This window comes from Peribacillus sp. FSL H8-0477 (assembly GCF_038002765.1).
Lineage (GTDB): Bacteria > Bacillota > Bacilli > Bacillales > DSM-1321 > Peribacillus.
On the sequence record NZ_JBBODE010000001.1, the window covers coordinates 1532257 to 1554220 of the forward strand.

19 protein-coding genes, 1 pseudogene and 1 other annotated feature (1 of these 21 cut by a window edge) are annotated in these 21964 nt (G+C 38.7%); of the genes and pseudogenes, 4 read left to right on the top strand and 16 right to left on the bottom strand.

What is annotated here, in order from left to right; genetic code table 11:
- Nucleotides 1-60: 60 nt before the first annotated feature.
- The 6 genes and pseudogenes from MHI18_RS07770 to sppA form a co-directional block, all read right to left on the bottom strand.
- Nucleotides 61-1047, bottom strand: a complete 987-nt coding sequence (locus MHI18_RS07770) for a class I SAM-dependent methyltransferase (RefSeq protein WP_340846818.1) — start codon at nucleotides 1045-1047, stop codon at nucleotides 61-63.
- A 145-nt stretch (nucleotides 1048-1192) separates the two neighbouring features.
- Nucleotides 1193-1693, bottom strand: a complete 501-nt coding sequence (gene tpx, locus MHI18_RS07775) for a thiol peroxidase (protein ID WP_340846819.1) — start codon at nucleotides 1691-1693, stop codon at nucleotides 1193-1195.
- Between the two features lie 231 nt (nucleotides 1694-1924).
- A pseudogene (gene ytfJ, locus MHI18_RS07780) lies at nucleotides 1925-2374 on the bottom strand (GerW family sporulation protein); the annotation flags it as partial.
- A 16-nt stretch (nucleotides 2375-2390) separates the two neighbouring features.
- On the bottom strand, nucleotides 2391-3068 hold the full coding sequence (locus MHI18_RS07785; RefSeq protein ID WP_340846821.1) for a DUF2953 domain-containing protein: 678 nt from the start codon (nucleotides 3066-3068) through the stop codon (nucleotides 2391-2393).
- 84 nt (nucleotides 3069-3152) lie between these two features.
- Entirely contained in the window at nucleotides 3153-3695 is a 543-nt protein-coding gene (locus MHI18_RS07790) for an RDD family protein (protein WP_340846822.1), read from the bottom strand.
- Nucleotides 3696-3708: 13 nt separating this feature from the next.
- A complete protein-coding gene (gene sppA / locus MHI18_RS07795) occupies nucleotides 3709-4710 on the bottom strand; it encodes a signal peptide peptidase SppA (protein WP_340846823.1) in 1002 nt (333 codons plus the stop codon).
- A 157-nt stretch (nucleotides 4711-4867) separates the two neighbouring features.
- Between sppA and MHI18_RS07800 the strand changes: the two genes are divergently transcribed.
- The gene (locus tag MHI18_RS07800; protein WP_340846824.1) at nucleotides 4868-5662 is read left to right on the top strand and encodes an NAD kinase; all 795 of its coding nucleotides are present in this window, start codon (nucleotides 4868-4870) and stop codon (nucleotides 5660-5662) included.
- A 36-nt stretch (nucleotides 5663-5698) separates the two neighbouring features.
- Here MHI18_RS07800 and rarD read toward each other — a convergent pair whose 3' ends face one another.
- From rarD to ezrA, 7 genes are all read right to left on the bottom strand, one after another.
- Nucleotides 5699-6622: an EamA family transporter RarD gene (gene rarD / locus MHI18_RS07805; RefSeq protein WP_340846825.1), complete on the bottom strand. Its 924-nt coding sequence runs from the start codon at nucleotides 6620-6622 to the stop codon at nucleotides 5699-5701.
- A 35-nt stretch (nucleotides 6623-6657) separates the two neighbouring features.
- The gene (locus MHI18_RS07810) at nucleotides 6658-8265 is read right to left on the bottom strand and encodes an amidohydrolase (RefSeq protein WP_340846826.1); all 1608 of its coding nucleotides are present in this window, start codon (nucleotides 8263-8265) and stop codon (nucleotides 6658-6660) included.
- A 147-nt stretch (nucleotides 8266-8412) separates the two neighbouring features.
- A complete protein-coding gene (gene mbcS / locus MHI18_RS07815) occupies nucleotides 8413-9996 on the bottom strand; it encodes an acyl-CoA synthetase MbcS (protein ID WP_340846827.1) in 1584 nt (527 codons plus the stop codon).
- A 154-nt stretch (nucleotides 9997-10150) separates the two neighbouring features.
- Complete coding sequence (locus MHI18_RS07820; protein ID WP_340846828.1) at nucleotides 10151-10354, bottom strand: alpha/beta-type small acid-soluble spore protein; 204 nt, start codon at nucleotides 10352-10354, stop codon at nucleotides 10151-10153.
- Between the two features lie 100 nt (nucleotides 10355-10454).
- Nucleotides 10455-11669 (bottom strand): tRNA uracil 4-sulfurtransferase ThiI, encoded by a 1215-nt coding sequence (gene thiI / locus MHI18_RS07825; RefSeq protein ID WP_340846829.1) that lies wholly within the window; start codon nucleotides 11667-11669, stop codon nucleotides 10455-10457.
- A 4-nt stretch (nucleotides 11670-11673) separates the two neighbouring features.
- Nucleotides 11674-12810, bottom strand: a complete 1137-nt coding sequence (locus MHI18_RS07830) for a cysteine desulfurase family protein (protein WP_340846830.1) — start codon at nucleotides 12808-12810, stop codon at nucleotides 11674-11676.
- A 160-nt stretch (nucleotides 12811-12970) separates the two neighbouring features.
- Nucleotides 12971-14665 carry a septation ring formation regulator EzrA gene (ezrA, locus tag MHI18_RS07835; protein WP_340846831.1) on the bottom strand — a complete coding sequence of 565 codons (1695 nt, stop codon included), beginning with the start codon at nucleotides 14663-14665 and terminating at the stop codon, nucleotides 12971-12973.
- A gap of 167 nt (nucleotides 14666-14832) precedes the next feature.
- Between ezrA and hisJ the strand changes: the two genes are divergently transcribed.
- Nucleotides 14833-15630, top strand: a complete 798-nt coding sequence (gene hisJ / locus MHI18_RS07840; RefSeq protein WP_340846832.1) for a histidinol-phosphatase HisJ — start codon at nucleotides 14833-14835, stop codon at nucleotides 15628-15630.
- An 11-nt stretch (nucleotides 15631-15641) separates the two neighbouring features.
- Here the strand turns inward: hisJ and refZ are convergent, their stop codons facing one another.
- Nucleotides 15642-16280, bottom strand: coding sequence for a forespore capture DNA-binding protein RefZ (gene refZ, locus MHI18_RS07845; protein ID WP_340846833.1), 639 nt, complete (start codon nucleotides 16278-16280; stop codon nucleotides 15642-15644).
- 153 nt (nucleotides 16281-16433) lie between these two features.
- Here refZ and MHI18_RS07850 point away from each other — a divergent pair, with 153 nt between their 5' ends.
- Nucleotides 16434-16913: a GAF domain-containing protein gene (locus MHI18_RS07850; RefSeq protein WP_340846834.1), complete on the top strand. Its 480-nt coding sequence runs from the start codon at nucleotides 16434-16436 to the stop codon at nucleotides 16911-16913.
- 43 nt (nucleotides 16914-16956) lie between these two features.
- On the opposite strand, the gene MHI18_RS07855 is transcribed toward MHI18_RS07850, so the two are convergent.
- Entirely contained in the window at nucleotides 16957-18840 is a 1884-nt protein-coding gene (locus tag MHI18_RS07855) for a sensor domain-containing diguanylate cyclase (protein ID WP_340846835.1), read from the bottom strand.
- A 530-nt stretch (nucleotides 18841-19370) separates the two neighbouring features.
- Here MHI18_RS07855 and rpsD point away from each other — a divergent pair.
- Nucleotides 19371-19973: a 30S ribosomal protein S4 gene (gene rpsD, locus MHI18_RS07860; RefSeq protein WP_340846836.1), complete on the top strand. Its 603-nt coding sequence runs from the start codon at nucleotides 19371-19373 to the stop codon at nucleotides 19971-19973.
- A 627-nt stretch (nucleotides 19974-20600) separates the two neighbouring features.
- Here rpsD and tyrS read toward each other — a convergent pair.
- Nucleotides 20601-21857, bottom strand: coding sequence for a tyrosine--tRNA ligase (gene tyrS / locus MHI18_RS07865; protein WP_340846837.1), 1257 nt, complete (start codon nucleotides 21855-21857; stop codon nucleotides 20601-20603).
- A gap of 56 nt (nucleotides 21858-21913) precedes the next feature.
- Nucleotides 21914-21964: a binding site (T-box leader), on the bottom strand (it continues 173 nt past the right edge of the window).

The window sequence follows — 21964 nt, forward strand, 5'->3', positions numbered from 1 at the left end:
ACAAATTCATTACCCATAAAAAAAGTTGATACCCGGTTAAGAGTATCAACTTCTTGATCATTATTTATCTACGTTAACCCATTCATCAATCTTATTAAGAATTGCTTGGGTAGCAGCTGCATCTGACAGCTTCGGCAGTGTGACTAGCAATGCTTTTTTGGGAGGATTAATTCCCTCTTTTTTCTTTTGTAGAATCAGGATACTTTTGGCAGCTGACTCGTTTTTAAACATAGACAATGGAAGCTGAACCATTCCTTGAATATGTGTTTGACTGGTCAAATATTTATTAAGCTTAGGTGCTTCTGCAGAGACAAACAGCTCATTGGGGATAATTAAAAATAAATATCCGCCTTCTTTCAGATGATTAATTCCTTGTTCAATAAATAAATGATGGGAATAAGAATGCCCTTGATCAGCTTTCAGCTCATAGTCAGAAGCACGTACATCGTTCGGATAATAACCGACTGGCAGATCGCTGACGACAAGATCAACTGGATCAATAAATAGTGGTTCTAAACTGTCCTGATTGTATAGTTGAATAGGATGCTCTTGAAGATTTGCCCCTGCGTAAGCTAATTTTATTAGGGTTTCATCCACATCAATGCCAAAAGAGGAAATTTCTTTTTCGGGCAATTGGTTTAGGATGGTAAACAGCAAATTCCCTGTACCAACGGCAGGTTCAAGCAGCGTCATTTCTTTTTTTTCAGCTGTGAATTTATTAATTAAATAGCTGACAAACATACCTACAGCATCAGGTGTCATTTGGTGATTAGGCTGAACGTTTTCTTTCATGCCTTTAAGAATCGCAAGCTGGTATGCTTTACGAATATCTTCCTTCGAAAACGTATCCGTTCTAAATGAGTCATAAATTTTCATTAATCGTTTTTTTGCTAGTTCGCTTATTTCTTCCTGAACCACTGATCCATGAAAGAAGTTTTCACCTGTTTCACCAAGTGCATCTAAATAAGTGCACGAGAGATCTTCTTGCAGAATTTGAGCGGTTTCATCAAATTTATGGAATAACTCTTCAATTGGGGCAAAATTCACTTCATAATTCCTCCTGTTTGTTTCTTTTTCTTATTCTAAATCTCTTATGACGGGGACACAAGCGAGAAGATTACATATTACCTATTTTTTAACGAGGAAAGATAAAGAAAACCGGTTACAGGATAACCGGTCCTCTTTATATCTATTACTTAGCAGAACGCGCAGCATCTAATGCGGCTTCATAATTTGGATGATTCGATCCTTCACCTACATACTCTACATAGGTAACTCGATCGTCACGATCAATGACGAATACAGAACGTGCTAAAAGGCGAAGTTCTTCCATAATGACTCCATATGCTTGACCAAAGGACAAATCACGATGATCCGATAGAACTTGAACATTTTCTAGTCCCGCAGCGGCGCACCAACGTCGTTGAGCAAAAGGAAGATCCACACTAATGGTTAATACCTTTACACCCTCAAGTTTTGCTGCTTCTTCATTAAAGCGTCTAGTCTGTTTCTCACAAACTCCTGTATCAATGGAAGGAATAACGCTGATAATTCGAACAGATCCCTTAGAATCGTTCAACGTCACCTCCGAAAGATCATTAGCAAGTACCGTAAAGTTTTTCGCTTGATCTCCCACTTTAACTTCTGATCCCAGGATTGTTACGGGATTGTGTTTAAACGTAACCTGTGTCAAAAAAACGCCTCCTTTAATTCAATATGTACAGTGCTAATGATAGGTGGTTCGTATTCATAATGCAACGAATACACGCTCACTTACTTTCAAAAGGCTATTTCCGCTTGGAAATAGCCTTTTACAAAAATTAAATTAGAAATTATCAAAGGATTCCTTTTTCTCGTTTCCTTGGCTTTGGCTGCTATCTTGGTTTTGGTTTCTGTCTTGGCTTTGATTTCTATCTTGGTTTTGGTCATGTTTTTGATTTTTATCTTGGCTTTTTGTTTGGTTTTGATTCTGGTTCTTATTGTTCTCTTTGCTCGCTGAAAGGATAGATTGAATTTTTTCGACGACGGCCGGAGCCATATCTAATATTTTATCGACTAAATGAGTCCCTTCATCTAGATGAAGCATTTTCACACCTTTTGAGCCTACAATGAGAAAAGCGATAGGGGTTATTGACACACCGCCCCCGGTACCACCGCCAAATGGTACAGTTTGCTGTCCTTGTTGGGAATGTCCTTGATCAATAACAAATTCGCTGCCGCCCGCTGCAAAGCCAAACCCTACTTTAGATACGGTTAATATAACGCTGCCATCTGGCGTCTCAACAGGATCACCAATAATTGTGTTTACATCCACCATTTCTTTTAAATTTTCCATTGCTGCTGACATTAGGCCAGTAATCGGATGGTCCGACATATCATTTGCCTCCACTCTAAAAATTCTGCTTTACTCTTGATTGTTTAGTTTTGTTGAACTTCAGTCTACCGCCTTTCCAATGACGGAATAACTTAATTCCTGCCCAGGTAGCATCCCCGAGTTTCAAAGAGAATATGCATGAGATGGACGTTGAGGCAGCTGATTTTTGAAAGTCCGGGGTAATCGTAATAGCAGGCATAACAATAAAATGTAAATAAGTTGTTAACAAGCCAATAATCGAACTCTTCAATGCCCACGCACCGCCTGTCAACATTCCAGTATGTGCAGCATTACCACTTCCGATTACACTATGCCAAATGAATGTATGAACAGAGACCTTTTTCAGCAGTTTTCGAATAATTATATGTAAACCAACCACATGCTGTAAAAGCTGCTTAACCTCTTCGATTTTTTGCAGGATATCACTTGCCGTCACTTCTTCCGCTTGAGGTTCCTCATCCTCTATATCGAATCCTTTCTTTTGTGTAAAAGAAAGGATTCCTTGATCTTCCCCCATATCAATAAATGGAACATCAATCGTATAATGCAGCAGTCCAAACCAAGCTCTAAATTTCACAGTAAGTTGATCATCTTTTCCTGCATGACGATAGTAAAGATCTATTTTAATGGTAGTAAACATAAGCAGAATCAATAAAAACACGAGTATGATGATAACGACAAGCATCCAGTTCATCAGGACACACCCTTTCAACTCATCATTATTAGCACTGTGAAAAAAAATAAACCTGCAAACCCTTTTGGTCTGCAGGTTACCTACTTATCTTCTAGTCATAACTACGGTTGTATCAGCAAAAATATCATGTAAACCTTGTTTCTTTGGCAAAATTCCTACCAATAAATAACCAATAGACGTGAACTTTGAAATAAACCGTCCAATAAATTCTCGGAATATCAACGTTCCCCAAGTAAGCTTCTCATCTTTCAAACTAATAACCTGAAGTCCAAATATCATTTTACCCAGCGTTTGTCCAAAGTACCTGGTCATCAAGACAAAATATAGATAAAAGATAGTGACTTCTAGTATTGTTGCTGGTGAAAAAAAACTATAATCGACATAACCCCCGCCAAAGGCTTTAAAGGTAGATGAAACGAATATCCGGGTTAGGCTGCCAATGATAAGTAAATCAGCTAGATACGCCCAAAATCTCATCCAAAAACCGGCATAATGAATCCCTGCGGTCAAATTGACTGGATCGATTGGTAATGGCTCTGTACCTGCTACTTCAGAATCATTGGTTACTTTCGGCTCAATGTCTACCGTATTCTCACTCAAGTTATCCTGATTTTGTCGTTCATCCATGGATTCAACCCCCTTACTGTGCATATAGGTACATTAGTCGAGGAGAGTTTGAGTGTGAAAGCAACTTTAGAATGCCAGCTGTTTCAACATCTTTCCCCATGACTTTTTGTGCTGTCATACTGAACAAAGAACCAAATCCTGTATCTTCCGTATAACGGATTGCTGATGCATCAATATTAAGATCTTTCTTCATGGCAGCTATAACATCTTCCTCGTAACCAAATTCATCAATTAATTGGTTTTCTTTTGCTTGCCGGCCGTCATATACTCGGCCATCCGCAATCTTACGTACTTCTTCTTTTGACATTCCACGACCATCCGCAATAATATTCACGAACTGGCTGTATGAATTGTCAATCATATCTTGAAGGATAACCCGCTCTTCCTCTGTCATCTCGCGAGTTGGACTCATAATATCCTTGTATTCGCCGCTCTTAATCGTCACCGTTTCGACACCATACTTTTTGGCTAACTTTTCATAGTTAATACTTTGCATAATCACACCGAGTGACCCCGTCATCGTTTCGGGAGTTGCAAAAATTTTGTCTGCCGGCGCTGAAATATAATATCCTCCAGATGCAGCCATAGAACCCATAGACACATAAACTGGTTTTTTCGTCTTTTTAATATCTTGGATTTTATCGTATATCTCAGCACTTTCTACCACACCGCCGCCAGGTGAGTTAACACGTAAGACGAGACCCTTAATTGAATCATCCTCTGCCACCATTTCAAGCTTATCTAAGAAACTCTGATGATTATACGTCGCAGAATCTAAAAGCGAAGTAGAAGTGCCTGTATCTTCAATAACTCCTTCAACATCCAGTACAGCGATAACGTCTGAACTGCTGCCTTCTTCAACAACCTCTTCCATAAAACCTGTTTCACTGACAAATAAATCTTCAACAGCTCCGCTAAAATCAGTAAATGCTAATGTACTAGCCAAGCTGATTCCCATTGAAGCGATAAACAAAACAGCGGCGATTCCTAGTGCTGCCCAGCGTTTTCCATTCATATTGAAGCCCCCTTATTAAAATCTTCACATATATGCCCTTTTATATATTGAACTACACATGATAAACTAGGATATATTCTACTATTGTAGCAAACTATTTCCATTATGGAAAAGGAATCATTTTTTTAAAATTGAGCAAATCTATGGAGGTTTTAACATGACGAATCGGCGCAATATTTATTTTTTTCATCAAAATGATCCTTTACTTATAAAACAAGTACAACCACTTTATGAATTGGCTGAAGCTTATTCATTCACGATCGTTTCCGACTTCCAGCAAGCAAATATTATTGTCAGTATCGGGGATGATGGAACATTTCTACAAGCTGTTAGAAAAACCGGATTCCGTGATGATTGTTTATACGCCGGTATAGCAATGGATCAATTAAACATGTACTGTGATTTTCTATTGGAAGATACCAGCAAGATGATTGACAGCATATCCATGGAAAATATTGAAGTCCGCCGTTATCCAACCATTGAAATTAAGCTTGATGATCAACCTTCTTTTTATGCCCTTAATGAACTAAGTATACGTTCGTCTATTATTAAAACATTCGTGTTAGATGTCTTCATAGATTCTTTACATTTTGAAACTTTCCGCGGAGACGGAATGATTATCGCTACACCAACTGGAAGTACAGCTTATAATAAATCTGTAAAAGGGGCTGTTGTTGACCCGACTCTTCCGTGTTTTCAAGTAAGTGAACTTGCTTCGATTAATAACAATACATACCGAACGCTCGATTCCTCATTCATATTAGGACCTGAACGTACGCTTACTATCCAATTACCTGAAAGCGACGATTATCCTACCTTTGGAATGGATAACGAAGCACTGAGCATTAAAGATGTGAAAAAAATTCAAGTTACACTAAGCGGAAAAGTAATTAAAACCGTTAAACTAAAAGATAATTCTTTCTGGGAAAAAGTTAAAAGGACATTTTTATAAGGAAGTTCTCTTTTATCAGTGAAGAGAAAAACAGGATTAAGCTCCGAACTTAATCCTGTTTTTCTTGTTACGATTATTTAATTTAACTTGTATTGGATGTGAGGCTGCGTAAATAAGTAATGCAGACCAGATAAAAATAAATGAAAGCAGATGAATTTTTGTAAATGGTTCATGATACATAAACACACCGATTAATAAAGTCATAGTGGGGGCTATATATTGTAAAATCCCCATCATCGAAAGTGGTACCTTCTGTGCTCCTTTTGCAAAAAACAAAAGCGGCAGTGCGGTAGCAATTCCTCCGCCCATTAGTAAAAGGCTGGTACTTGCTGATTCAAAAAACAATGGCTTTGAGGTAATTAACAAATAAACCATAAAAATAATGGCCAATGGAGTAACCATCATTGTTTCAAGGGTTAAGCCGATTTCTGCATCGACTTTAATCATTTTCTTCGCAAGACCATATAAACCAAAGCTGATCGCAAGCGAAAGTGCAACCCATGGCACCTCACCATAATGCAGGGTAAGGATAAGCACACCGATTCCTGCTAAAGTAAAAGAAAGAATTTGTGCACCGCTTAGTTTTTCTTTCAGTACCACTACACCTAATAACACACTCACAAGCGGGTTAATATAGTAGCCAAGACTGGTTTGAAGAATATGACCTGAGTTGACTGCCCAGATAAAGATTCCCCAATTAATACTGACGAGTATTGAGGCGGTCAGTAAAGCAGCCAGTTTTTTGGGCTGATAGGCTATTTCTTTTACAAATGAAAGAAATCCTCGCCATTTTTGGATCACCAACAATAAGATCACCATGAAAATAAAAGACCAAAGTACCCGATGTGCAAGAATTTCTCCAGCTGATACATGTTGAACAAACTTCCAATAGATTGGAATGAGTCCCCATATAAAGTAAGAGAGTGCTGCATAAATGATTCCTTCTTTTTGCTGTTTCATTTCTTTTCCTACACTCTCCCTTCACACTTCCAACATTATTTACGTTCTTTCTGATAAACAATCTGACCGCCAACTACAGTCATATCAGCTTCAACCATTAAAAGTTCATCCTCTGAAATTGAAAATAAATTCTCTGTTAGGACAGAGAAATCTGCCAGGAAACCTTTAGCAATCTTCCCTCTTTTCTTTTCTTCACCAGTCGCATAAGCACTGCCCGTTGTATATAGGGAGACAGCCTCAAACATTGATAATCGTTCATCAGGGCCATATACAGTCTTATCAAGTCCAAACGGTTTTTTTCTCGTTACTGCTGCATGAATGCCTAGTAGTGGATTAACCGATTCAATCGGTGCATCTGATCCTCCGGCACAATGAATGTCATTACCGAGAAATGTTTTCCAAGCATAGTTATACGTGGAATTCTCAAGTCCCACTTTATCCATGACCCAAGGAAAATCTGAAGGAACAAAACCAGGTTGAATATCAAAGATGACTGGTAGTAATTTCGCTCTTTCCAGGAGATCCTTACGCATAATCTGTGCATGAATGAGACGATCTCTGAGCCCTTCAGCCGGAGGATCCACCTCAATAGCGCTTATTACATTTTCAAAGGCTTGGTCTCCGATTGTATGTACCGCAATCGGCAGGTTGTGTGAACGTGCTTTTCGGACAAGAGCGGCAAGCTCATTTTGTGTATACATCGCAACACCATTGGTTTCAGGATGATCTGCATACGGTCTGCTTAATAAAGCTGTATTCCCTCCAAGCGAACCATCTGCAAAAATTTTCATCGCGTCCAGTTTAATAAATGTTCCGCCGTCTCGATAGCTGTATCCATTAGCTGTCATCTCGTCGACCTCTTCGTTATGCACAAGCAGGTTCGCACGGAGCGGCATGGAATTTTTTTCTATGACATTAATAAATGCCTGATAAGTAGACGTAAATCCATCGTAGTAATGAAGATCTTCTGTGTGAACACCCGTTAACCCTTTGCTCCAACAATCTTCAATAGCCAGTTTGATGGCACTCTCTACATATTCCTGGTCAATACCCGGGATATGATTCGTAATCAGCTGCATGGCTGGTTCCTCTTTAAACAAACCATTCAATCGACCATCTTGATAACGGCCAATCACTCCACCTGCAGGAGGTACGTCTTTAATTAAATCCCTTGCAGCCTTTAAGCTTAATGAATTGGCAACCAATGCGTGCCGGCAGATTCGTTTTAAGATGACTGGATTCTGCGGTGAAACTTCGTCCAATTCATCTAGTAAAATCAACTCGGTATCATCCCATTCGTTCTCATTCCATCCTTCGGCCACAATCCATTTACCAGGAGGAGCTCCTTCACATTTTTCTTTAACAGCATCTAGTACATGCTGTCTGCTAGTCATTTCTGATAAATTGAGACGCATTAACAACTCACCGTAGCCTACCAGATGCATATGGCTGTCTATCAGTCCTGGAATCATCATCTGTCCGTTTAAATCAATATCTCGCTCTATTCTGTCTGAATAGTCCATTTTTAATTGAGCTGAGTTTCCCATATCCATAATCAGGTCACCCTCGGTATATACTGCCTCGACCCGAGCATTTTCCTTTTCCATTGTATAAATAAGTCCATTCGTCCATAATGTTCCCACACCCGCACAATCCTTTCTCTAGACCTATTTTCTGTAAAAAAAGTGTATCACCTTTTCATTCAAAAAGGGGAAAAAACAGCTTGTGAATCTCAAAATTTTATCAATTTAATAAAAAAAGACTCTCCCGAAGTGGAGAGCCTTTGTGGTTTAGGATTTCGCGATTGCTTCCTCTCGCTCCCTAAGTTCTATCCTGCGGATTTTTCCAGAGGTTGTTTTTGGCAGTTCCTCTACAAATTCAATCCTACGCGGATATTTATATGGTGCCGTCAAGGCTTTTACATGATTCTGAAGCTCCTTCACAAGTGTTGGAGTTTCTGGATTGATGCCGTCCTGAAGGACAATATATGCCTTAACTACTTGACCGCGTATTTCATCCGGACTGGAGACAACTGCACATTCCTTTACAAATCTATGCTTTACAAGTGCATCCTCCACTTCGAACGGCCCAATGGTATAGCCAGAACTAATGATAATATCATCGCTTCGCCCATCGAACCAGAAATAACCTTCCTCGTCCATCTTGGCCCGGTCTCCAGTAATATAATAGTCCCCGCGGAATTGCATGGCAGTTCGTTCAGGATCTTTGAAATAGTTCTTAAACAGGGCTGGTGTTTCAATATGTACCGCAATGTCCCCGACAACTCCCGGTTCACAAAGAGTACCCTCCTCATTGATAATCTCTACCCTATTCCCTGGTATTGGTTTACCCATAGAACCTAATTTAATCTCCATCCCTTTTACAACGCCGACAAGTAAGGTATTTTCTGTCTGCCCATAGCCATCCCTCACCACAATGCCGAATTGCCTGTTAAAAATATCGATGACTTCTCTATTCAAAGGTTCTCCAGCGGAAACTGCACTGCGCAAAGCTGGCAGGTGATACTCAGACAAGTTATCTATTTTAGCCATAAGACGATATTCCGTCGGCGTACAGCACAGGGCATTCACCTGATAATCAGCGAGCAGCTGCAAATATTTTTTAGGTTCAAATTTCCCTTGATACACAAGCCCCGTTGATCCCGACCCCAGTATAGATAATAACGGACTCCATATCCATTTCTGCCAGCCAGGTCCAGCAGTTGCCCACACGATTTCATCTTTCTCTGCTCCAAGCCAATTAGATGCAGCTGCCTTTAAATGGGCATACGCCCAGCCATGGGTATGCACGACACCCTTTGGATTACCAGTAGTGCCTGATGTATACGATAAAAACGCCATATCTTCCCTCAGTGTATCTGCCATTGGCAATTCAGAAGACGCGGTTTTCATCTCTTCCTCTAAATGATGCCAGCCTGCAGCCTTGGAACCAACCGAGTATTTAATCAGTTCCTTTGCTTCTTCTACGTCATCAAGTTGCGGAGTATAGTCATGGTAACTAATAATCCCTTTCACATCACCATGAATCACACGATACCGTAAATCTTTTGTCCTCAACATCTCAGAACTTGGAATAACCACTAATCCAATTTTCAAGGCTGCAATATATACTTCGTAAGCCTCAATTAAGCGGGGAATAATAATTAATACATGATCTCCCTTTTTTAGACCTGCCTGAAGAAAAACATTTCCAGCTTTATTCACATTTTCAATTAACTTTTCATATGTAATCTCTTTTTTCTCTCCGCTCTCGTTTTCCCACTTTAAGGCAATCCGTTCAGCGCGATCAGTATGCTTTTCAATTTCAGATACAAGGTTATATTCTTCCGGAGCTAATAAATCTTCTCGTTTCATCATTTCCCCTCCAGTTCCAAAGTGGTCTTACCACTTTCTATTATACAGAGTAATCCGAGTTTTTTATATACAGACTATTTTCCTACCAGCAGCTTTCCTAACATAAATAAAGGAAGCGGGCAAAAACCCGCTTCCTGCAGCCATATTTATGAAATTATCTTTGTGATCCGCCTAATTGTTGTTCAGCCATTTGTACTAAACGTTTAGTAATTTCTCCACCAACTGAACCGTTAGCGCGAGCTGTTGTTTCTGCACCAAGTTGTACACCAAATTCTGTAGCAATTTCGTATTTCATTTGATCTAGTGCTTGCGATACGCCAGGTACTAACAAATCATTTGAACTGTTGTTGTTCGCCATGTGTTTTTCACCTCCCTTGTGATAATAGAATGTGTTAAAACACATGGCGTCATTCATAAAAAAGTTGGTAATTGATACCTTCACTTTTCAGTGGATAATCTTAAAATAAATCTTCGATTGTTTCATCCATATTATCTTGCTTTTCACCACTAATATGGAGAGTTTCTGTGTCCTGAACCGCTTTTTCAATCATTGGTTCAAAATCAACGAATCCTTCGTAGTAATTAACCTTTTCTCGTTTTGGCTTTGTTTTCGGACTCGCCGGAGTGAATACTGTACAACAGTCCTCAAACGGTTGATTAGATATCTCTAACGTGTCCATTTCACGAGCCATTGCAATTATCTCTGTTTTATCCACTGTGATAAGCGGGCGTAAGATAGGTGTATTTGTTACTTCGTTGATTGCAAACATGCTTTCAAGCGTCTGACTGGCCACCTGACCAAGACTTTCACCGGTTATAATTGCCATTCCCTCATTTTTCTCTCTAATCGCATCCGCGATACGAAGCATTAATCGACGCGTACTTGTCATCGTATAATTCTCTGGAATTTGCTTTTGGATCAACACTTGAATATCTGTAAACGGTACGATATGAAGTTTAATACTTCCGTTTACTTCCGCTAATTTGTGAGCTAAATCAATCACTTTTTGCTTAGAACGTTCACTCGTAAATGGCGGACTGTAGAAATGAATACACTCGACTTCAAGGCCCCTCTTCATCGATAAGAATCCGGCTACCGGGCTGTCGATTCCTCCAGAAAGCATCAGCATGGCTTTTCCGCTTGAACCAAATGGAAGACCACCTGCACCTTCAATAATCTCTCCAGTTAGATAGACCGCTTCACGTCGTATTTCGATGCGCAGGTTAAAGTCAGGATTTTTCACGTCCACTTTTAAGTGACCATCATTATTGATTAAAAGATGTCCCCCAATAAGGTGATTCATCTCATTCGTATCATATGGATAATCCTTATCAGATCTCCTTGTGGTGATTTTAAATGTCTCCGGCCTTTTTGAGAGCTGTTCAAAATAATATAGAGACGCTGCCTTTACTTCTTCAATATCTCTCCCAATCTTAAGCGCAGGACTTAAGGATTGAATGCCATAAACGCCTTTAATTCGCTGGATGACTTCAAGATGATCCTCTCCATTTAAAAGGACATACATTCTGTCTCTGCTTGAAGTCACTTTTGCCTGTTTAAGATCCTTTATTGCCCAGCGGATATGCGATTTCATTTTATCAACAAAGCTTTTACGATTTCTTTTTTTCGTAGATAATTCTCCATAACGGATAATAATATGATCAAATTCCATTTAGCTACCTCATTACCTTTTGTAGTTTTGCCATTTTCTCAATGACAGCCTGTATAACAGCTTTTGCTTCTTCTAGGTTGTTCTCATAAGACGTACTAATCCGAATGACACTTTCTGCACGAGATAAATCATGGAACATGGCTAAAACTGTTTCACTAATTGCCTTATTCTTTGATGAACAAGCACTGGTCGTTGAAGCGAATATCCCTGATTCCTCTAAAGCATGGATAAACACCTCAGACTTGATACCAGGAATCGAAAAATTAACGATATGAGGAGCCCCTGATTCTGGACTATTTATCTTAACTCCGTCGATTTTCTTAAGCTCATTCATCAAATAATCACGAATTCCAGCAATATCGCTAGCTTGTTTCTGTTTATTTAATGTCATACGTAATGCTTTCGCCATAGCAACGATTCCAGCGACATTTTCTGTTCCACTTCTAAGTTTGGATTCCTGGTTCCCTCCAGTAAATAACGGCCTCAATTTTACATGGCTGCGAACATAAAGAATTCCTGTTCCCTTTAAACCATGAAATTTATGACCGGACATGGTACATAAATCGATGTGAGATTGGTTAAAATCCAGAGGTACTTTGCCGATTCCTTGGACATGATCAACATGAAACATTATTTTCGGAAAGTCTGCCAGATATCGGCCAATCTCTTCAATGGGCTGAATGGATCCTATTTCATTATTCACATGCATGATGGATACTAAGATTGTATCTTCTCTAATTGCCTGAATTAAGTCTGATAATACGATGCTGCCATCTTTAGTAACTGGCAGGTACGTAACTTCAAATCCTTCTTGTTCAAGAGCACGACTGGTCTCAAGGACGGACGCATGCTCCATCTCGGTAGTAATAATATGATTACCATTCCTAGCCGCAGCATGAACGGCCCCTTTTATGGCTAGATTATTACCTTCTGTACCTCCAGAAGTAAAAACTATCTCCGAAGGCATTGCATTAAGGAGATCAGCAATTTGCTTTCGTGCCTTCTGAAGTAATCGTTCTGAGCTGGCTCCAAGTCCATGGAGAGAAGAAGGATTTCCAAAGTATTCTCCTGCTACTTTAGCAAAGGATTCAATCACTTCAGGATACGGCTTTGTTGTTGCGCTATTATCAAAATAAATCATAGCCTCACCCTCCTGTATTCTATAAGAAGCTGCGCTAGGCAGCTTTTAATTTTTATATTTGCAACTACTAATTTTAACATAATGATGAATAGGAAGAAAGGACTGACTCCAAAAGAAAAGAACCAATGCTTTCCCGCATTGGTTCCATTCTTTCTATCTATTAAGAAGAAATATGCTCTAAATCGGCATTCATTCGTTTTAAACTTCCAGGTTCTACTTTATCAATGGCGGTTGCAGCCGTATTCAAGGCCTCTTCATACTCATAATCCCTGAATTTCTCCTCAGCCGATCTTAAAGCTTCAGCTACAGAAGGATATTTGCTGCGGTAGCGATTTCCATATTGGATAACCTTCTCAGCAAGGTACATCTTTTCAATCAGGGTTTCTGTTTTTTCGAGAAGTTCTCCAACAGATGCTACAGTCTTCTCAAGGAAAATCTGTACTGAGGCCATATCCAAAGGTTTCTCTTCTAGTTTATCTTCCACATCTGCCAAGCTTTCTTTTGCTTCCCTCAGATACGCTTTATAATCTTCCGGTAAACCTGGAATATTGCTTTTGGAAATAATTCTTGCTGTTTCGCTCATCTTCCGCCTTAATTCCTGCAGCGTTTCACGAGCTTCCATCTCATCTTTCCGCAACGCTTGAAGTTTACCAGTGAATATAACTTGTTCATCTTTCAGGTGCTGAATTTTATCCGCAATCTCTTGCATTTCTTCACCAAGTACTGAATTTGACGAGGCATTCTCAGCTATCTTAAGTGAGAGCAGACGGAAACGTTTCGAAAGCGATTGAATATGTTTTTCAAGCTTTCTCTGTCCTTCAAGCTCATTTTCATTCAAGTGATAACTATGCTGAACAATAACGGTTTCTGCCTTCTGCTTATCATTTTCATATTCAAGAATCTGGATTTGCTCGTTAATTTTCACTTTATTTTCGAGGACGTATTGTCTTGAAAGAACCTCTTTTTCAAGTAAGTCATATAAAACATTTACACTTTCATTCAGATCTTGAATTCCTTTTGCTACTTCTTCTGTTTCTGCCACATCTATTTGAGCTTTATAATGTTCCAATTCTTGTTCAAGCTGGAAAATTTCCTTATCAAATTGAAGATGTTCAAGGGGATATCCTTGATTTACCATATCTAAATATCCGTCCTTAAGCTCTGCTAATTGATTAGGGAGAGAAACTAATCCTTCTGCCATAAGATCCGGAATCATTTCCATTTTATGTTCCACACTTGCCAGCTTGTCCTTGATCAATAAAACAAGCTCCCGAGCATTTAAATAATTTCCGTTTTCAGTAGCCGTTTCATATTGCTGAAGAATACCTGTAACTTCATCCAGCAGTGCTTCTAATCGGTCCGCAGCATTTCCATATGTATGGCGGTGAGCAAGCAGCGATTTCTTTAAATAACGATATTTTTCCTTAATTTCCTCGATTTCGACACGGTTCTTTTCTTCACTGCCAACAAGGTCATCCAATTCTGCGAGAATCTTTTGAATGGTCGCTTCAATTTCTTTTAATTTAACGGAGACCTTCTGCTGCACTTCCTTAGAACGTCTTAATCGAAACTTGTCTACATATTCTTCGGCATCAAAAAATAGTTCTTCTACATCAGGCATATGAACCGTGATTATCGCATCCCATTCACTACGCCATCTCTCGAACATAACCTCTGTTTCTCCGGTCATATTCAATTGTTTTACCTTTGAAAGCTCTTCAAGTACTGGGCTGGTCATAATCTCGTTTTTCCACGCTTCCAACCTGTCTATTTCTTTAAAATGCTTCTTCTTAGTAAGGTAACTCCATATCACTAAAGCTAAAATAAGTATAATCACACCAAGTATGTATTCCATTATATGCCCCCTGTTCTAAAGCCTCCGTCGTACTATCTACTTTTATATAAAAGTTAAAATGTCTAATTCAATGCTTTTATGATACCATGTTAGCAATAATTTTTGACCAGAAAAATGAATATTTCGCATAAAACTGTATACAAAAATTGTATTTAGGGGGAAATTCCTTGAAAAGTGACAACCATTTACACTCACCTTTTTGTCCACACGGATCAAGCGATCAATTTGAAGCGTACATTCTAAGAGCTCTTGATTTAGGATTAAACCAGATTACGTTTACCGAACATGCCCCTTTGCCTTCCGGATTCATTGATCCAACACCTAATCAGGACAGCGGAATGAATCCGGCATTCCTTACTTCTTATTTTCAAGAACTGCAAGCAATCAAGAAGTGCTATTCGCAAAAGATTGACATAAAAATTGGTTTAGAGGTAGATTTCATCGAAGGTTATGAACAGGAGATAAAACATTTTCTAGATGAAAATGGAACATATCTAGATGACAGCATATTGTCTGTCCATTTTATCAAGCATGAAAATCAGTGGTATTGTATTGATTTCAGTGCAGAGATATTTGGCCAGATTGCTAAAACTCTAGGATCCGTTGAAAATGTATACCGCCTATATTACGATACGCTTGCGATGTCGATTGCCGCCGACCTTGGCAACTATAAACCAGAACGAATCGGGCATATAACACTGGCACAAAAATTTCAAAAACAGTACCCAGTCTCAGAAAACTTCGATCAGCAAATCTACCGTATTCTTGAGCAAATAAAACAAAAAGGCTATTCACTCGATTATAATGCAGCCGGCCTTTCAAAACCGTTGTGTCTGGAACCCTACCCTCCAGAACGATTTGCCAAACGTGCATCAGCACTAGGTATTCCGTTAGTTTTCGGGTCAGACGCCCATGTGGCAAAAGACGTAGGCCGTGGTTTTGAAAGCCTTATTCAAGCGAAATAATCTATGGAAGTTTAGGACAGTGCTAGTTTCCTTACTGGTTCATTATTAAAAAGTGTCCCATGTAAAAAATGAATAGTATCTTCAATGTATTTCTCAATATAATAACTTTCTTGAGGGAAAATGTGCAGTACTTCTCTTGCATAACGAGCATGTATAATGGGTGCCGAAAGCTGGCCTTTTAATTGAAGCATTGAAATAGGAAACGATACGTGACGAAATAATTTTTCCTTAAAGCCCTTTTCATAAACTACTTGAAAATAATAATTCTCTTTCATATAGTAAGTCGAAAGAATCTCGCGGTTAAGGTTCGAATCCAGAGCTGTTTCTCCATATATAAAACTAGAGGCTAGAAAGTTTTTTGCCTGAAAATGCAGAATTTCTCGTACTAAATCCATTAAACACTCCTGTGGTCCTTTTTCATCAAGCACTTGAATATTCCGGTCCAGCACGTCTATATAATCTTCAAAGTAGGAAGTAAGACAAAACTCTAGTAATCCATTCTTATTTTTGAAATAATAAGCGATATTCGCTGGATTTATTTGGGCTTTTTGTCCAATATCACGTAATGAAGTAGCATGAAAACCTTTTAGATGAAACAAATAAAGTGCTGCATCAAGAATAGCCTGTTTAGTTTTAGTCTGACGATTCATCTGCGATCCCCCGCTTCCTAAAGAATAGTCTCTCTTTAGTTGTTATTCTTTGACAGAAGCGGGATTCCTGTAATTAGTTCTCGACAACTTATACAGTCCTTAAAAAATTTAGGAAGATAGCTGTAAAAATTCAAAGAAGCAGGGTGAATGTTTATGTTTACTGTCGAAACATATAAAGGAAATAATGAAAAAGATTACGAAATGGTTATTAAGCAATTACTTGCCCTCATAGAAGATGAGTCAGACCAAATTGCTAATTTAAGCAACGCTTCTGCGCTTCTTAATCAGTTCCTTACTGACATCAATTGGGTTGGTTTTTATCTCGCCAAAGAAGAAGAACTCGTACTCGGACCCTTCCAAGGCCTTCCAGCCTGTGTACGAATTCCATTTGGAAAAGGTGTTTGTGGAACCTCAGCATCGGAAAGAAAACTGATGCGTGTAGAAGATGTGCATGAATTCCCTGGACATATTGCCTGTGATGCTGCTTCTCGTTCAGAAATTGTTATCCCTTTGATTAAGGATAATGACCTAATTGGTGTTCTTGATATTGACAGCCCTTCTGTCGGAAGATTCACCGAACTGGATGAAACCATGCTTGTGAAATTTACAGAAGCCTTAATCAACCATCTATAGACCACTGCTGTTTAAAACCCGGATGCTAGTATCCGGGTTTTTATTAATTCTTACATGTATAAAAGCTTTGATCATTCACAAGAACTTTATTTTTACCGGTATTCTTCGCTTGATAAAGAGCTTCATCAGCCCGTTTAAATAAGTCTTTAGCGTTATCAATCGATTCATTAGACCAATAAGAAACCCCGCAGGATATCGTTATTCTTGGCGATGAAAGGTCTCTGACCCTTTCAAGCAGTCTTTGTGCGATTGTAATTCCTACCGATAAAGAAACCTTTGGAAGATAGATAGCTAATTCTTCCCCGCCCCACCGTGCGCCGACATCAGAATCTCGGATATTTGCTTGTATTAACTTGCCAAGTTGAACTAAAATATCATCGCCTATTTGATGTCCATATGTGTCATTTACTTTTTTAAAATCATCAATATCAATTAAGATAAAGGTCCCTTGATTATCTGTTTCCATGGATTGATAGATTTTCTCATCCAAGTAATTTCGAGAATGCAGTCGAGTTAAATGATCGGTAATGACCATCTTTTCTAATTCTTCACGAAGCATGGAATTGGCCAATGCCAAGCTGGAATGGTGAATGAGTGATTGAAGCAGCTTAAACATCTCAAAGGAAAAATAATAAGGTTCGCGATGTAAAACCACTGCAAACCCCTTTAATACATTACTCTCCATAATTGGGATTGCCATCAATGAATGGAATTCCCATTTTTCATTGGATAATTGCTGACTCAAGTCCCCTATAAACAAAGACTCTTTATCTGTATTGATCTTTTCTTTAAGATATTGTACATAACATTCTGAAGCATCTGTATGGAAAAAATCCGAACTTCCAGTAATTAACCCTGTTCCCCCATCAGGCAGCAAAAGGATGAGCCCTGTTTCATCTGCATGAAACGATTTGATAATTTGCTGTTTCAAAAATTCCATTGTCTCGCTTAATCTTAAATTAGAATTTAGTTTGTGCGATGTTTCATTAATCAACTGTAAATCTGCAATCAACCGTTTGGACTGTTGGTACAATTGAGCATTTTCGAGAGCACTTCCTGCAGTAGCTGCCAGCTGGTTAATAAATTCAATTTCATTTTTTGGAAAGGTTACTGTATCTGGTGCTATAACCTGCAGCACTCCATATACCCCTTGTTTCCCTTTCAATGGTGCGTATAGGACAGTCTCTCTATCCTCTATCTGTTCTTGTTGGATTGTCCCTGTCACATAGGCCTTCATCGCCGCTACGTTTTCGCTGTCATAACCTAGATCCTTTATCGGCAGATTTCCATGATTATCATTATCATGAGAAATGAGCAAATAATGTGAAAAGTTTGGATAGACCTTTCGCAGAGTTTCAATGATTTTCTCCAGTACAGCATCCATACTCATAGAAGAATGAAAATGTTCAGTAACTCTGAACAATTCTTTATACCGTCTTTTTTCATTAATTATTTCCAAAAGATTCTGAGCGGTTTCTATAATCTCAACACACTCTTTTACAAGTACTTCACCATCATGTCCTAAATTAGATAGAATCCCAGGCACCTTTTCTTTTATGCCCAATAGGCGATTCAGTCTGTTTTCTTCTCGAAGTGGTATCAAAATGTCGAAGCTATCAAGCTCTGACAGGGTCTTTTGATGAGTAAAAAAGCAGCCATTTTCCGGTTTTTCTTGAATAATTGCAGACTCGATTCTCGCCTTAATGACTTCAGTCTTAAGGGGTCTGGTTGTTGCTTCCATATAAAAATGCTGTTTTTCTTCATTATATTTGTATAGTGAGGCTTCATCTATTGCAAGAATACTTTTCATTTTCAGCAATAATTCTTTAATAAAATCTTCATATAGAATTTGGCCTTTTGTAAAGTCCATATGATTAAAAAAGACTGTTTTCAACTGGTACAAAACTTGACTCGTTTCATATTTCATCTCTATCATCCCTAATATACTTATACGATTAAATTGCAAAATTCTCACTATTCATTAGCTGCTAAATACAAGTAATAAGACTAAAGACAGATTAGTACTGCCATTCACTCTAAAAAATTACTGGACTCTCTCTTACATTATATACTGTAATTACCAAAATTTCCGCATTATTTTACGTACTTTCGCTAAAATTTGTAAATTAATTCATGGTTTATCGGTACATTTTCATAGTCGAGCTTTTTATGAATAAACTATTTTGGGTATTTTCAACTAACGTTTAACACGTAATTCCACCTCTCCAACTTTTATCCTTGACTAAAACGCATAAAAATTATATACTAGTCTTTGTGTAAAATATTGCAGCCTATGTGAATGCATTTATGCTCTCATTTTATTCCTCTTCCAAGAGGTGTATCACGTAACTCTCTGCTGCTAGGGCGAAGATACATGAAAATAAAATGGTCTTAACTGATTATCACAAACGGTTTTTATTTTACCAAAATAAAAACATTTTTAGGAGGATTCACTATATGTCTCGTTATACTGGACCAAGCTGGAAATTATCCCGTCGTCTTGGAATCTCACTTACAGGTACTGGTAAAGAATTAGAAAAACGCCCATACGCTCCTGGTCAACATGGTGCTAATACACGTAAGAAAGTTTCTGAATACGGAATGCAATTACAAGAAAAACAAAAACTTCGTCACATGTACGGAGTTACAGAACGCCAATTCCGTTCTTTATTTGATAAAGCAGGAAAACTACAAGGTAAACACGGTGAAAACTTCATGGTTCTTCTTGAATCACGTCTTGATAACGTTGTTTATCGTTTAGGTTTAGCGCGTACTCGTCGTCAAGCTCGTCAGCTTGTAAACCACGGTCACATCACTGTGAACGGTAGCCGCGTTGATATTCCATCATTCAAAGTATTGGTTGGTCAAACAATCGCTGTTCGTGAAAAATCACGTAACTTTGAAATCATCAAAGAGGCAGTTGGATCTACTAACTTCATTCCTGACTACCTAACATTTGATGCAGAAAAATTAGAAGGTACTTTCACTCGTTTACCAGAACGTTCTGAATTGCCTGCTGAAATTAACGAACCACTTATCGTTGAGTACTACTCTCGTTAATAGGTTTGACCCCATCCTCGGATGGGGTTTTTTTCTTACTCATAACTGAATGAATCCAATGCGCTTTCAGACTGTAGACAAACTCGAGGGAAATCGAGCTTGTCTACAGTCTTCTTTTTTACTGGCAAGTGTTTATGGATTTTTGAAACCAATAATTAAGCCAACATGCATCTCCTAGCTCATGTTTGTTTTACTGCTTTTTACTCAGCATAAGAAACTGCATTTTGATAAAAAGTACTTATTTAGCCTTGCGAAATGGTTTTAATGCGCACCTCTTTGGATATCAAACACAATTCAATCAAGACAGTTTAGCCTCTTGTAGAAGGGCTGCATTGTTCGTTCATCTTCACAGGGTTACTAGTCCTCTCCATCCATACTCTTTAATTCTTCGTTTTCGTCCTTTCCCTTATCTTGATTGACTTCCTCCTGAATTTATTTGCTCAGGTTTCAATTTAGACATCGGCTTAATATCCAAATTAATTGTAGAAAGCCTGATTGGATTGGAAGGTGGGAACAGGTGAGACCCGCAGAAAGCGAGCGCCTGGAAAAGAAATCAACAGCCCCATTTTTTAAAAAAACACACGCGCACTGATTATTAATCAGTGCGCGTGTGTTTTCAGCTATTCATTACTTAATGAGAGTGTATTTCTTTTTACCTCGACGAATTAACAGGAATTCGCCTTCAATTTTATCATTGTCACTTACCGTATATGCAACGTCGGTTACTTTTTCACCATTAATTGAAATGGCACCATTTTGGATATCTTCACGCGCTTGTCTTTTTGAAGGAGAAATCTTGGCTTCAATTAATAGATCCACTAAGCCAATCTCATCGGAACTTTCACGTTCATACGTCGGAACATCCTTGAATCCAAGCTTGATTTCTGCTGCGCTTAACGTATTAACAGCGCCGCTAAATAATGCTGCAGAAATTCTAACCGCTTGTTCAAGCGACTCTGAACCGTGAATTAGTCTCGTCATTTCTTCTGCTAATTTCTTTTGTGCTTTTCGTAAATGCGGCTCTGAAGCTACTGATTCCTCAAGAGCTTCAATTTCCTCGCGCTCTAAGAACGTAAAGAATTTCAAGTATTTGATTACATCAGTATCCGCTGTATTAATCCAAAACTGGTAGAACTCATATGGTGATGTTTTTTCTGGATCCAGCCATATTGCGCCGCCCTCTGTCTTCCCAAACTTCGTACCATCTGATTTAGTTACAAGAGGAATAGTCATTCCGAACGCCTTCGTATCTCCATCGTGTGATTTACGAATCATTTCTAGTCCTGTTGTGATATTGCCCCATTGATCACTTCCGCCAATTTGGAGCTTACAGCTGTGATGATCATACAGATGATTGAAATCTATTCCCTGTAGAATGGTATACGCAAATTCCGTAAAGGATAAGCCCGTTTCCAAACGTGAAGCAACCGTATCCTTGGCAAGCATGTAGTTGATCCCTATATATTTTCCATAGTCGCGGAGGAACGTAACCATATCAATTTTGCCAATCCAGTCATAATTATTTACCATGACTGCACCGTTATCTCCGTCAAACTCAAAAATTTGTGTTAATTGATTTTTAATACAATCCGCATTATGAAGCACGCGATCTAGTGTTTGAAGTTGTCTTTCTTCTTTTTTACCAGACGGATCACCGATAAGTCCTGTAGCTCCTCCAACTAATACAAGTGGACGGTGACCATGTTTTTGGAATCGACGCAAAGTTAGGAATGGCAATAAATGTCCTATATGCATACTATCCGCAGTAGGATCTACTCCGCAATATAATGATATTTTCTCTTTTTCTAACAGATCCGTTAGACCGGTCTCATCTGTTTGTTGATAAATAATCCCTCTCCATTCGAGGTCTTTAATAAGTTCCATACGATTTTTCCTCCTTTATATGCCGCAAACAAACACAAAAAAGCCCCTTCATAAAATGAAGGGACGAATAAATTCGCGGTACCACCCAACTTGAGAACATAGCTTGC

Coding starts and splice junctions, on each gene's coding strand:
- MHI18_RS07850 (WP_340846834.1), top strand. CDS start 16,434: ATGTTTACTGTCGAAACATATAAAGGAAATAATGAAAAAGATTACGAA.
- tyrS (WP_340846837.1), bottom strand. CDS start 21,857: ATGGAACTTATTAAAGACCTCGAATGGAGAGGGATTATTTATCAACAA.
- sppA (WP_340846823.1), bottom strand. CDS start 4,710: ATGAATGGAAAACGCTGGGCAGCACTAGGAATCGCCGCTGTTTTGTTT.
- MHI18_RS07800 (WP_340846824.1), top strand. CDS start 4,868: ATGACGAATCGGCGCAATATTTATTTTTTTCATCAAAATGATCCTTTA.
- mbcS (WP_340846827.1), bottom strand. CDS start 9,996: ATGAAACGAGAAGATTTATTAGCTCCGGAAGAATATAACCTTGTATCT.
- refZ (WP_340846833.1), bottom strand. CDS start 16,280: ATGAATCGTCAGACTAAAACTAAACAGGCTATTCTTGATGCAGCACTT.
- MHI18_RS07785 (WP_340846821.1), bottom strand. CDS start 3,068: ATGAACTGGATGCTTGTCGTTATCATCATACTCGTGTTTTTATTGATT.
- MHI18_RS07820 (WP_340846828.1), bottom strand. CDS start 10,354: ATGGCGAACAACAACAGTTCAAATGATTTGTTAGTACCTGGCGTATCG.
- MHI18_RS07790 (WP_340846822.1), bottom strand. CDS start 3,695: ATGGATGAACGACAAAATCAGGATAACTTGAGTGAGAATACGGTAGAC.
- MHI18_RS07830 (WP_340846830.1), bottom strand. CDS start 12,810: ATGATTTATTTTGATAATAGCGCAACAACAAAGCCGTATCCTGAAGTG.
- rarD (WP_340846825.1), bottom strand. CDS start 6,622: ATGAAACAGCAAAAAGAAGGAATCATTTATGCAGCACTCTCTTACTTT.
- MHI18_RS07855 (WP_340846835.1), bottom strand. CDS start 18,840: ATGAAATATGAAACGAGTCAAGTTTTGTACCAGTTGAAAACAGTCTTT.
- rpsD (WP_340846836.1), top strand. CDS start 19,371: ATGTCTCGTTATACTGGACCAAGCTGGAAATTATCCCGTCGTCTTGGA.
- thiI (WP_340846829.1), bottom strand. CDS start 11,669: ATGGAATTTGATCATATTATTATCCGTTATGGAGAATTATCTACGAAA.
- ezrA (WP_340846831.1), bottom strand. CDS start 14,665: ATGGAATACATACTTGGTGTGATTATACTTATTTTAGCTTTAGTGATA.